The sequence below is a fragment of the Nostocoides japonicum T1-X7 genome (assembly GCF_001046855.1).
Classification (GTDB): Bacteria; Actinomycetota; Actinomycetes; order Actinomycetales; family Dermatophilaceae; genus Nostocoides; species Nostocoides japonicum.
This window is the reverse complement of the sequence record NZ_HF570958.1, coordinates 1,101,023-1,112,576: the sequence shown is the minus strand read 5'-3', so window position 1 is coordinate 1,112,576 and position 11,554 is coordinate 1,101,023. Positions and strand designations below refer to the sequence as shown.

The window sequence follows — 11,554 nt, the reverse complement described above, 5'->3', positions numbered from 1 at the left end:
CCGTCGCGGACCTGCCGCTCCTCGACGCGGCGCGTCACCGGCTCGGCGACCCGCAGGCGTCCCGACGGCGGCGGGCCCGCGACGCGACCCTCGCCGCGGAGCGGGAGGAGATGGACCGGGTCGTCGACGACCTCATCGCGACCGACGACTCGGAGATGATGGTCATGTCCATGCTGCGAGGTGCCGACCTGCAGGAGGCCCTCGTCCACGAGGACGAGGTTCCCCGATCGGATGCGGAGCTGCTCGCGGGGCCGTTCGCCCACGTCGTCGTCGACGAGGCGCAGGAGCTCACCGACGCCGAGTGGCAGATGGTGCTGCGACGCTGCCCGTCCCACAGCCTCACCATCGTCGGCGACCGGGCCCAGGCCCGGCACGGCTTCACCGCGTCGTGGGCGGAGCGCCTCCGGCGGGTCGGGCTCGATCGCCTCGCCCTGGCGACCCTGAGCATCAACTACCGCACGCCGACGGAGGTCATGACCGAGGCCGAGCCGGTCATCCGGGCCGCGCTCCCCGACGCCAACGTGCCGACGTCCATCCGCGACAGCGGGATCCCCGTCGTCCACGGCGCCGCGTCCGACGCGCCCGCCGTCGTCGCGGCCTGGCTCGAGGCCCATGACGACGGGATCGCCTGTGTCATCGGCGATCCCGGGTTCCCGGCGAGTCCGCGGGTGCAGTCGCTCAGCCCGGAGCTCGCGAAGGGACTCGAGTTCGACCTCGTCGTCCTCGTGAACCCCGAGAAATTCGGCGACGGCATCGAGGGGGCGGTCGACCGCTACGTCGCGATGACCCGCGCGACCCAGGAGCTCGTCGTCCTCACGGGTTCCTGAATCAGGCGGTGGGGCGGCGCAGCCGGTCGTCGGGGATGACGGCGACACCCATGATCTCGATGAGCGCCTCCTGCTGCCACAGGCCCGTCGTCCCGATGCCGGCCATCGCGGGGTAGACGGGTCCGGCCAGCTCGCGCCACACCCGGCCGATCTCGCGCCCGTGCGCCTGGTAGTCGGGGATGTCGGTGAGGAAGATCGTGATGCTCACGAGGTCCGACGGCACGCCTCCGGCCTCCGCAAGGGTGGCGAGGACGTTGGAGAACGCCTGCCGGAACTGCTCGACGATGCCGCCGGGCACGATCCGCATGTCCCGGTCGAGCGCCGTCTGGCCCCCGAGGTGGAGCGTGTTCCCCGACAGGGTGCCGTGGGAGTAGCCGCTCGGCGCGGCGAGCGAGGCGGGGTTCACCGGAACGGGGGTCAGGTCGGGCATGGCGTGCTCCTCGGGGTGGGTCGGGTCGGCTCGGGGTGGCGGCGTCTGTCGGGGCTCATCGTAGCGATCTATTGACATTCTCTCAACGATCGTTACGATAAGCGAATATCGTAGCCGACCCACCGAACGGAGAGAGCATGCGTCTGGCCGCCGTCGCCGACCCGACGGGCCGCACGACGGCCGCCGTCCTCGAGGACGGCACCTGGCGGTCGCTGCCGGCACCGGACCTGTCGACGCTGCTTCGGACGACGCCCGTCGCTCACCTCGCGCGCCTCGCCGGAGGCGTCGTCGAGGACGCGACGCCGGTCCTCCCCCTCCCCACCCCCACCAAGGTCGTCTGCTGCGGCCTCAACTACGGCGACCACATCCGCGAGACCGGCCGGGAGCTGCCGGCCCACCCCACGCTCTTCGCGAAGTACGCGGACACCCTCGTCGGACCGGCGGACGACATCGAGCTGCCCCGCGGAGTCGACGTCGACTGGGAGGCCGAGCTCGCCGTCGTCGTCGGCGCCGAGATCCGGGGCGGCGACGAGTCACAGGCGCGTGCCGCGATCGCCGGCTACACCGTCGCCAACGACATCAGCATCCGGGACTGGCAGTACCGCACCCTCCAGTGGTTCCAGGGCAAGGCCTGGGACCGCTCGACGCCGATCGGCCCGGTCCTCGTCACCCCGGACGAGGTCGACCCCGCGGCCGGGTCGACGATCACCTGCCGCGTCGACGGCGAGGAGGTCCAGCGCGCCAGCACCCGGACGCTCGTCTTCGACGCCGCCGCGCTCGTCGCATACATCTCGACCTTCACCGTCCTGCGCCCCGGCGACATCGTCCTCACCGGGACGCCCGGCGGCGTCGGCGTGGCTCGCGATCCGCAGCGGTTCCTCGGCGACGGCGACGTCGTCGAGACCCAGATCGAGGGGATCGGCCTGCTGCGCAACACCATTCGCCTGACCGACCACTGATCCGAAGACACCGCTGATCCGAAGACAACGACGAGGAGTCACATCATGGAACCGGACCTGTCCAAGTACACGCTCGAGGGCGACAACTCGATGTATGCCATGCCGAGCGGCCTCGTCGTCCCGGTCGTCACCCGGGCCGGACAGGAGCCGGGCAGCACCGGCCAGTCCGAGGGCGCCACCCGCATCTCCGGCGTGAGCATCCAGCACACGCCGGCGACGAGGATCTGGTTCGGCAAGGTGAGCAACGACGCCGGCTACCGCTCGGTCCCCCACCACCACGGCGAGGCGGAGACGGGCGGCTACGTCCTCTCGGGCCGGGCCCGGATCTACTTCGGGGAGCGCTACGAGGACTACATCGACATGGAGGAGGGCGACTGGGTCTTCGTCCCGCCGTTCATGCCGCACGTCGAGTGCAACATCGACCGGAACCGTCCGCTGACGTGGATGACGACCCGGACCCCGGAGAACATCGTCGTCAACCTCCCGCAGGTGACCGACGCCGAGCTGCGCGACTGGGCGGACCGCCCGTGACGGTGGCGACGGACGCGCCGACCTCGGCCCTGTTCACCGCCGCGGTGACGCTCACCCCGGCGCAGCCGGAGGTCCACGACCTCGCGTTCACCGCGACGACGCAGCCGTGCCCGTGGCCGAAGGCCTACGGCGGCGACCCCGTCGCCCAGGCCGCCGCAGCCGCCATCCGCTCGGTGACCGACGGCAAGACCCTCCACTCGATGCACTCCTACTTCCTGCGCCCCATCGACATCGGCGCGGAGGTCCGCTACGAGGTGGAGGTGCTCCGCGACGGCCGGGGCTACAGCACCCGCCAGGTCCGGGGCTTCCAGAACGGCAAGCCGGTCTACGTGTGCCTGGCCAGCTTCGCCGCCGGCGAGCCGGGGGGGACGTATGCCGTCGAGCTGCCCGGCGACGTCCCGTCGCCGGAGGACCTGCCGAGCAGCGCCGACTACCTCGCCCAGCGCAGCGGCGGCACGATGACGGAGACGTCGAAGGCCTACTGGTCCGGGGGGCGCGGCTTCGACATGCGGCACGTCCCCGGACCGGTGTACCTCACGGTCGACGGCCACCGCGAGCCGCATCAGGCCGTCTGGCTCCGGCCCTTCGACAGCCTGCGTCCCGTCGAGGGACTCACCGACGCCCAGCGCGACCAGACGGCCCTCGCATACGTCTGCGACTACACGATCCTCGAGCCGGTCCTGCGCGTCCTCGGGCTCGCCTGGGCCGATCCCGGCCTCGTGACGGCGAGCCTCGACCACGCGATGTGGTTCCACCGTCCCGGACCCGTCGACGGATGGGTCCTCTACACCCAGGAGGCGCTCGCCGCGGACCGCGGCCGGGGCCTCGCCTCCGGTCGGCTCTTCGGGTCCGACCGCACCCACCTGGCGACCGTCGTCCAGGAGGGCATGATCCGCGACACCCACGGAGCCCAGCAATGACGTCACTCTCCCCCTCCGCATACCTCGACACCTTCGCCCGCGACCATCTGCCGCCGGCGGACCAGTGGCCGGTCCTGGAGTTCACCACCCCCGACCTGCAGTACCCCGAGCGACTCAACGCCGGCGCCGAGCTCATCGACGTCGCCGTCGCGCGGTTCGGCCCGGACCGCCCCGCCCTGCGGACGCCGGACGGCGGGACGTGGAGCTACGGCGAGCTGCAGCGCCGCGCCAACCAGGTCGCCCAGGTCCTTATCGAGGACCTCGGCCTCGTCCCCGGGAACCGCGTCATGCTTCGCTCCCCCAACAACCCGTGGACCGTCGCGGCGTGGCTCGGCATCCTCAAGGCCGGCGGCATCGTCGTGACGACCTTCGCCGCGCTCCGGGCCCGCGAGCTGACACCGATCGTCGCCAAGTGCCGGCCCGCCGTCGCGCTCGTCGACCATCGCTTCGCCGAGGGGATCGACGAGCTGAGCGCGCAGGCGGCACCCGGTATGCGGGTCGTCGTCTTCGGCGGGGACACGCAGGACCACCTCACGGCCCGGGCGGCCACGAAGTCCGGCGAGTTCACGGCGGTCGAGACGGCCGCCGACGACGTCGCCCTCTTCGGGCCGACGTCGGGCAGCACCGGGGTCCCGAAGATCACGACCCACTTCCACCGCGACGTCCTCTCGGTCGACAACACCTTCGGCAAGCACGTCCTGCGCCTGCAGCCCGACGACGTCGTGTCGTGCACCGCGCCGTTCGCCTTCACCTTCGGCCTCGGCATGCTCGTCGTCTTCCCGCTCCGCGCGGGGGCCTGCGCGCTGCTCACCGAGCAGGCGACGCCCGACGAGCTCGTCGACATCGTCGCCGACTGCGGGGTGACCGTCCTCGCGACCGCGCCCACGGCATACAAGCGGATCCTCGCCGTCGGCAAGGCCGACCGGCTGCGGGGACTGCGGTCCGCGGTGAGCGCCGGCGAGCACATCCCCCAGCAGACGTGGGAGCACCTGCGCGACGAGATCGGCCTCGAGGTCATCGACGGCATCGGCGGCACCGAGCTGCTCCACATCTTCATCTCCGCCGCCGGCGACGACATCCGACCCGGCGCGACCGGTCGGCCCGTGCCCGGCTACCGGGCGGCGATCCTCGACGACGACGGCAACGAGCTGCCCGCGGGCGCCGAGGGGCGGCTCGCCGTCATCGGGCCGGTCGGGTGCCGGTACCTCGACGACGAGCGCCAGCGCGTCTACGTCCAGGGCGGCTGGAACGTCACCGGGGACACCTTCCGGCGGGACGAGGACGGGTACTTCTACTACGAGGCCCGCACCGACAACATGATCATCTCCTCCGGCTACAACATCGGCGCCCCGGAGGTCGAGGCGGCGATCGACACCCACCCCGACGTCGCCGAGTGCGCCGTCGTCGGGCGGCCCGACGAGGCTCGCGGGTCGGTCGTCTGCGCCTTCATCGTCCTCAAGGACGGCGTCGTCGGGGACGCGGCGGAGGCCAAGGAGATCCAGGACCACGTCAAGCAGCAGATCGCGCCCTACAAGTACCCGCGCGACGTGCGCTTCGTCGACGCACTCCCCCGCAACTCCAGTGGAAAGCTCCAGCACTACCAGCTCCGCCGCCAGGTGCAGGCCGAGGCCTCCTCGACCGGACCCGGCACGTCGGCGGTCGGCGCGTGAGAGAGGACACCCGATGAAGATCGCGATCGCCGGCGGCGGGCCGGGAGGCCTGTACTTCGCCGCCCTCATGAAGGGCCTCGACCCGGCCCACGACGTGACGGTGTGGGAGCGCAACGCACCCGACGACACCTTCGGGTTCGGCGTCGTCTTCTCCGACGAGACCCTCGGCGGCATCGAGACGGCCGACCGCCGGATCTACGAGCGGATGGAGAAGCAGTTCGCCCGCTGGACCGACATCGACGTCGGGTTCAACGGGACGAGCTTCACCATCGGCGGCCAGGGCTTCGCCGCGATGGCCCGCAAGGAGCTCCTGCACATCCTCCAGGACCGGGTCGCCGAGCTCGGCATCGACGTCCGCTACCGGACCGTCGCGCCCCCCGTCGAGGAGCTGCGCACGGCATACGACCTCGTCCTCGCGGCCGACGGCCTCAACTCGACGATCCGCACGGCGTGCGCCGACGTCTTCCGGCCCACCCTCGACCGTCGCCACAACAAGTACATCTGGTTCGGCACCGACCTCGTCTTCGAGGCGTTCCAGTTCTTCGTCAAGCAGACGGAGTGGGGCACGATGCAGATCCACGGGTATCCCTACTCCGACAAGGGATCGACGTTCATCGTCGAGATGCACGAGGACGTCTGGCGGCGGGCCGGGCTGGACCGCACCGAGGACGAGGTCTTCCCTCCCGGGGTCTCCGACGAGTATGCCGTCGAGCGGATCGGCGAGATCTTCCGCGACGAGCTGCAGGGGCACGAGATCCTCACGAACAACTCCAAGTGGATCACCTTCCACACGGTGCGCAACGAGCGCTGGCACGACGACAACGTCGTCCTCCTCGGCGACGCCGCCCACACCGCCCACTTCTCGATCGGCTCGGGGACCAAGCTCGCGATGGAGGACTCCCTCGCCCTCGCCGCGTGTCTCCACGAGCACGACGACGTCGACGAGGCGCTCACGGCCTACGAGCTCGAGCGCCGGCCGGTCGTCGAGTCGACGCAGCGCGCTGCGCAGGCCTCCCTCGAGTGGTTCGAGAACATCGGGATGTATGCGGGCCAGGACCCCGCGCAGTTCGTCTTCAACCTGCTGACCCGCTCGCGGCGCATCACCTTCGAGAACCTCAAGGAGCGCGACGAGGAGTTCGCCGCCCGCATGGAGGCCGAGTTCGCCCGCCAGGCCGGCTCCGACGAGGTCGTGCCGGCGATGTTCCAGCCGGCCCGGATCGGACCTCTGGAGCTGAAGAACCGCGTCATCGTGTCCTCGATGGACATGTACACCTCGGCCGACGGCGTCCCCGACGAGTTCCACCTCGTCCACCTCGGCTCCAAGGCCCTCGGCGGCGCCGGGCTCGTGATGACCGAGATGACGTGCGTGTCCCCCGAGGGGCGGATCACCCCGGGCTGCCCCGGGCTGTGGACCGACGAGCAGCGCGACGCCTGGGGCCGGATCGTCGACTTCGTCCACGACACGACGACCGCGAAGATCGGCCTGCAGATCGGCCACTCGGGCCGCAAGGGCTCGACGAAGCTCATGTGGGAGGGCATGGACGAGCCGCTCGACGAGGGCAACTGGGAGGTCGTCGGACCCTCGGCCGTCGCCTACGGCCCGGGCTGCCACGTCCCCCGCGAGGCGACCCGCGAGGACCTCGACACGATCGTCGCCGACTTCGTCGCCACCGCCCGGCGAGGCGTCGAGGCCGGGTTCGACCTCGTCGAGGTCCACGCGGCGCACGGGTATCTCCTGTCCTCCTTCCTCTCCCCGGTGTCGAACCAGCGGACCGACGAGTACGGCGGGAGCCTGGAGAACCGGCTGCGCTTCCCGCTCGAGGTCTTCGACGCGGTCCGCGCCGCCGTCCCGCCGTCGATCCCCGTCACCGTGCGGATCTCGGCGACCGACTGGGTGCCGGACGGCAACACGCCGGACGACTCCGTCGCGATCGCCCGCGCGTTCATCGCCCACGGCGCGGCCGCCATCGACGTGTCGTCCGGCCAGGTGACCAAGGACGAGAAGCCGGCCTTCGGCCGCTCCTACCAGACGCCGTTCGCCGACCGGATCCGGCACGAGGCCGCCGCCGGCACGGAGGTCGCCGTCATCGCCGTCGGAGCCATCTCCTCCTACGACGACGTCAACTCGATCCTCCTCGCCGGCCGCGCCGACCTGTGCGCCCTCGGCCGGACCCACCTCTACGACCCGCACTGGACCCTCCATGCGGCGGCGGAGCAGGAGTACGTCGGGGCCGCGGCCGAGTGGCCCGACCCGTGGAAGGCCGGCCGCCGCCGGCCGCCGAGCGCCCGCACCGACAAGATCCCGCCGCGGCTGTCCCTGCTCCGCGACGGCGCCGTGGACCGGGTCCACGTGCGCTGGCAGCCGCAACGCGACCCGGCCGTCGTGTGACCGGCCCCGATCGGCCGGGTCCGGGCGGCTCGACCGGGCCGACCGGGGTCCACCGCACGCGCGTCGAGTGGATCGACACCGACGCGGCGGGGATCTACCACAACACGGCCGTCGTGCGGTACGTCGAGGCGGCGGAGGCCGCGCTCATCCGGGAGCGTGGCCTCGCCGGCTACTTCCCCGTCGCCCCACGGGTCCGCTACGAGGTGTCGTTCGAGGCGCCGCTGCACTTCGAGCAGGAGGTCACGACATCGGTCACCCTGACCCGTCTCGGGCGCAGCTCGATGACCTTCTCCTTCGAGGTCTGGGGAGGGGCACGTGAGGGACGACCCGCGGTCCGGGCCGCCCACGGCCGCTACGTCACCGTCCACATCGTCGGGGGACACGAGGACGGCGACGCCCGGAGCGCGCCGTGGCCGCCCGTCTGGGTGGCGCGGCTCGGCGTGGACCTCGACGACTCACCCGACCCCGGGCCGGGCCCGGCCCTCGGGAAGAATGCGGGCGATGAGTGAGCCCGAGACCTCCGACGAGCCCGTCGCCGACGCGCCAGCCCAGCGGTCGCGGACGATGGTCGTCAGCTTCCTCGGCGCCGTCGCCCACCGGCTCGGCAGCTGGATGCCGATCGGCGGCACCGTCGACCTGATGACCCAGGCCGGCCTGGACGCCCAGAGCGTCCGGACCGCCGTCTTCCGGCTCAAGCGGCGGGGGTGGCTCGCCTCGGAGAGCCGGTCCGGCGTCCGGGGATATGCCCTGACCGAGACCTCCCTCGCCGCGCTCACCGCGGGCGACGAGGTCATCTGGCACGCCCGCCCACCGGCTCGGCTCGAGGACGGCTGGTGCATCGTCAGCTTCTCGGTGCCCGAGTCCGACCGCACCAAGCGCCACCAGCTCCGCTCGGCGCTGTCCTCGCTCGGGTTCGGCAACGTCGGATCCGGCGTGTGGATCGCCCCGGACCGGATGCGCCGCGCCGCCGAGCAGGCGATCGACGACCTCGGGCTCCTCCCACGGTGCGCGATCTTCCGCGGGGACTACGCCGGCGGCGAGGACCTGCGCGACCTCCTCGCCGACAGCTGGGACCTCGAGGCGATCGACGACCGCTACCGCACCTTCCTTCGGGTGTGCTCACCCCTCGCCGACCGGCTCGACGAGATCGACGGCGGCGGGTTCGAGGCCCAGGAGGCCTTCGTCGCATACCTGCGAGTCGTCGACCACTGGCGCAAGCTGCCCTACCGCGACCCCGGTCTCCCGAGCGAGGTGCTGCCGCCGCAGTGGAGCGCGCCCGCGGCCGGCGCGCTCTTCGAGCGGCTCGTCGACGCCCTCCAGGGGCCGGCACTGCGACACGCCGCGGCGTACTGGCCCGGCCGGCCCTGACGTCTACCCGTCGACGCGCCGGGACCGGCCCCGCCGGTGCGGTGTCCCGTTACCTCCGCCTCTTCCCGTCCGGGACCACGGCCACATCGCGCTCCCCCAGCCGTGGACACGGGTGGACCGACACGATGGAATGAGGCGTCGCACACGCCCACCGACATCGAGCAGCTGGAGGCCCCGCATGTCCACGCACACCTACCGCATCACCGAGATCGTCGGCACCTCGCACGACGGCATCGACGACGCCATCCGCAACGGCCTGCGTCGGGCGTCGGAGGCGGTCCGCAACCTCGACTGGTTCGAGGTGACGCAGATCCGGGGGCATCTCGAGGGCGGTCAGATCGAGCACGTCCAGGTCGGCATGAAGGTCGGCTTCCGCATCGACGAGGACGAGTGAGGCGCGCCGTCCCGCCACCGGCCCCAGGTCGTGGCTACGCGGAGGCGGTCGTCGAGGCCAGCAGCCGCCGCGCGCGTCGGCCCAGGTCGTTCAGATCCACCCGGCCCGCATCGGCCGCGGCCGCCAGGCGCGCGGCGAGGTCCAGCGCCTCGTCGAGCTCCGGACCCCCGATGGCCGCCTCCTGACCCATGTCGCGAAGGATCGTGCTCTCGGTCCGCGAGGCGATCAAGGGTTCGGCCACTCCCTCGATCCAGACCCGGGTGCGATGACCGTCGCCGCGGTCCGCGCCGGTGATCCGTTCGAGCGCGAAGATCCGGTCGGCACGGGCGAACGTGCCGAAGCCCAGCGCCACCATCCGAGTGTCCGATGCCACGCCACCATCCTGGCACTCCTTCGTCACGCCTGTGGGAAAGGTGGAGCGGTATGCCATGGCGCCGGATTCGGGTGTGGCGGGCGGGCATCCGTCGTCCCGCGGGATCGTCTTGGATAGTGTCGCCGCGTGGACCGCCGCCATCTCGAGTACTTCGTCGCGGTCGCCGAGCAGGGCAGCTTCACCCGTGGGGCGTCGTCGCTCGCCATCTCGCAGCCGTCACTGTCCCACGCCATCGCCTTCCTGGAGCGCGATCTGGGGGCGCAGCTGTTCGCCCGCACCTCCCGAGGGACCCGGCTCACACCTGCCGGCGAGGCGCTGCTGGAGCCGGCGCGTCGCGCCCTGCGATCGATCGACCTGGCTCGCGGCGCGGTCCAGGCCGTCAGCGAGGGTGAGTTCGGTCAACTGTCGATCATCGCCAACACCCTGTGGGCCGTCGATCCTCTGGCCCGCATGATCGGGACGTTCCGCATCCTGCACCCGGGAGTCCGCTTCAGTGTCGCCGATCCCGCGCGTCGTAGCGAGGTCCTGGAGTCGGTCCGGGTGGGCGCCGCCGAGCTGGGACTGGTCGACGGCCGACCACCTGTGGGGGTCCTCGAGAGTCGCTGGTTGACCAACCACGAGCTTCTTGCCGTCATTCCACCCAACTCGAGCCTGACGGGACAGTCGGTCACGTTCGAGGATCTGCTGACCCTCGGCCTCGTCAGCACACCCGAAGGCACCGCCCTGCGTGCCCTGATGGACGAGCGGCTCGAAGAGGTGGGGCGACCGAGCGACGTGGCCGTGGAGACAGCACATCTGGCATCGGTCGTGCCGATGATCCTCGCCGGCGCCGGTGCCTCGCTGCTCCCGCAGGGCCTGGCTCGGGCGGCGGCCGAGAAGGGCGCCCGTCTCGTGCGGCTCGAGCCCCCGGCCCGCGCGTCCGTCTATATCGTGTGGCGGTCGCATGGTCTCAGTTCGCTCGGACATCACTTCCTCGATGTCACGACGAATGCCGTGCTGGCCGACCGATCAGAGGAGGATCCAGGTCGGCCATAGACGGTGACTATGGCTGCGGTAGTCAAAGTCCCGTTGACACCTCCCGGGGGAGAACGCCACAGTGCTTCCAACGCCGCGCCACGGGGCGTGACCGGCGAACACCCAGGCGACGACGGCTTCGGAGGAGGAGCGGCGATGGAGCGAAGCCTGGACGTCCTGGGCCGGCAGTGCCAGGGGACCGTCGCCGCGCTCGACGGTGGGGGTACCTGACCGCGTGGCCGCGACGAGATGGTGGCCCGCGGCCGCGCCCGAGGTGGCCTGGGCGGTCGGCCAGTGCTCGGGTGACCTCGGGATCCTCCTGGCGCTCACGCCGGACGCCTCGGTGTGGGCCGTGGCGAGCAGACCGGTCGTGATCCCCGACCTGTTGGACGGGCGGCGCGCAGCCCTGGCGACCGCGACGTTGCTCTCGGCCACGGTCTGGGCGTTGCGGGAGCTCGACGGCTCTCTGCCGGCCGAGCTCGAGGAAGCCGTGAGACCACCGGCCCTCGAGTGTCCGAGTCATCTCGCCATGCCGGTGGGACACCGCATCGTCCTGGCGCAGAGGTACGCCCTGGGAGCCCACGAGGCGATCAGCTGCATCCTCGAGGACGAGTGGGTGTGTGCCATGGGCCCGATCGGCGAGCTGACCATGGGTGAGGTGCTGCGACGCCGATGAGCC

At 71.6% G+C, this 11,554-nt stretch carries 12 protein-coding genes and 1 pseudogene; 11 read left to right on the top strand and 2 right to left on the bottom strand.

The features are described from left to right. A pseudogene (locus tag BN12_RS05115) lies at window positions 1-827 on the top strand (AAA family ATPase); the annotation flags it as partial. A gap of 1 nt (window position 828) precedes the next feature. On the opposite strand, the gene BN12_RS05110 reads toward BN12_RS05115, so the two are convergent. Further along, on the bottom strand, window positions 829-1,257 hold the full coding sequence (locus BN12_RS05110; RefSeq protein WP_048550617.1) for a RidA family protein: 429 nt from the start codon (window positions 1,255-1,257) through the stop codon (window positions 829-831). 137 nt (window positions 1,258-1,394) lie between these two features. Here BN12_RS05110 and BN12_RS05105 point away from each other — a divergent pair, with 137 nt between their 5' ends. The 8 genes from BN12_RS05105 to BN12_RS05070 all read left to right on the top strand — a co-directional run bounded on the left by BN12_RS05105 (window position 1,395) and on the right by BN12_RS05070 (window position 9,488). After that, window positions 1,395-2,216 (top strand): fumarylacetoacetate hydrolase family protein, encoded by an 822-nt coding sequence (locus BN12_RS05105; RefSeq protein ID WP_048550615.1) that lies wholly within the window; start codon window positions 1,395-1,397, stop codon window positions 2,214-2,216. 45 nt (window positions 2,217-2,261) lie between these two features. Beyond that, window positions 2,262-2,747 (top strand): cupin domain-containing protein, encoded by a 486-nt coding sequence (locus BN12_RS05100; RefSeq protein WP_048550612.1) that lies wholly within the window; start codon window positions 2,262-2,264, stop codon window positions 2,745-2,747. Further along, window positions 2,744-3,667, top strand: coding sequence for an acyl-CoA thioesterase (locus tag BN12_RS05095; RefSeq protein WP_327152640.1), 924 nt, complete (start codon window positions 2,744-2,746; stop codon window positions 3,665-3,667). Before BN12_RS05100 ends, BN12_RS05095 begins: the two co-directional genes overlap by 4 nt. After that, window positions 3,664-5,337: an AMP-binding protein gene (locus tag BN12_RS05090; RefSeq protein WP_048550609.1), complete on the top strand. Its 1,674-nt coding sequence runs from the start codon at window positions 3,664-3,666 to the stop codon at window positions 5,335-5,337. The genes BN12_RS05095 and BN12_RS05090 overlap by 4 nt, the downstream gene beginning before the upstream one ends. Before the next feature lie 13 nt (window positions 5,338-5,350). After that, complete coding sequence (locus BN12_RS05085; RefSeq protein WP_048550608.1) at window positions 5,351-7,726, top strand: bifunctional salicylyl-CoA 5-hydroxylase/oxidoreductase; 2,376 nt, start codon at window positions 5,351-5,353, stop codon at window positions 7,724-7,726. Next, the gene (locus BN12_RS05080) at window positions 7,723-8,235 is read left to right on the top strand and encodes an acyl-CoA thioesterase (protein WP_083454430.1); all 513 of its coding nucleotides are present in this window, start codon (window positions 7,723-7,725) and stop codon (window positions 8,233-8,235) included. The genes BN12_RS05085 and BN12_RS05080 overlap by 4 nt, the downstream gene beginning before the upstream one ends. Next, the gene (locus BN12_RS05075; protein ID WP_235432304.1) at window positions 8,228-9,094 is read left to right on the top strand and encodes a PaaX family transcriptional regulator; all 867 of its coding nucleotides are present in this window, start codon (window positions 8,228-8,230) and stop codon (window positions 9,092-9,094) included. The genes BN12_RS05080 and BN12_RS05075 overlap by 8 nt, the downstream gene beginning before the upstream one ends. Before the next feature lie 178 nt (window positions 9,095-9,272). Next, window positions 9,273-9,488, top strand: coding sequence for a dodecin (locus BN12_RS05070; protein WP_048550606.1), 216 nt, complete (start codon window positions 9,273-9,275; stop codon window positions 9,486-9,488). Between the two features lie 34 nt (window positions 9,489-9,522). On the opposite strand, the gene BN12_RS05065 is transcribed toward BN12_RS05070, so the two are convergent. Next, the gene (locus tag BN12_RS05065; RefSeq protein WP_048550604.1) at window positions 9,523-9,861 is read right to left on the bottom strand and encodes a hypothetical protein; all 339 of its coding nucleotides are present in this window, start codon (window positions 9,859-9,861) and stop codon (window positions 9,523-9,525) included. Between the two features lie 126 nt (window positions 9,862-9,987). On the opposite strand from BN12_RS05065, the gene BN12_RS05060 reads away from it, so the two are divergent. Together BN12_RS05060 and BN12_RS05055 are read left to right on the top strand one after the other, a co-directional pair. After that, a complete protein-coding gene (locus BN12_RS05060; protein WP_048550600.1) occupies window positions 9,988-10,896 on the top strand; it encodes a LysR family transcriptional regulator in 909 nt (302 codons plus the stop codon). A 214-nt stretch (window positions 10,897-11,110) separates the two neighbouring features. Further along, on the top strand, window positions 11,111-11,551 hold the full coding sequence (locus BN12_RS05055) for a hypothetical protein (RefSeq protein ID WP_157635354.1): 441 nt from the start codon (window positions 11,111-11,113) through the stop codon (window positions 11,549-11,551). Window positions 11,552-11,554 lie beyond the last annotated feature (3 nt).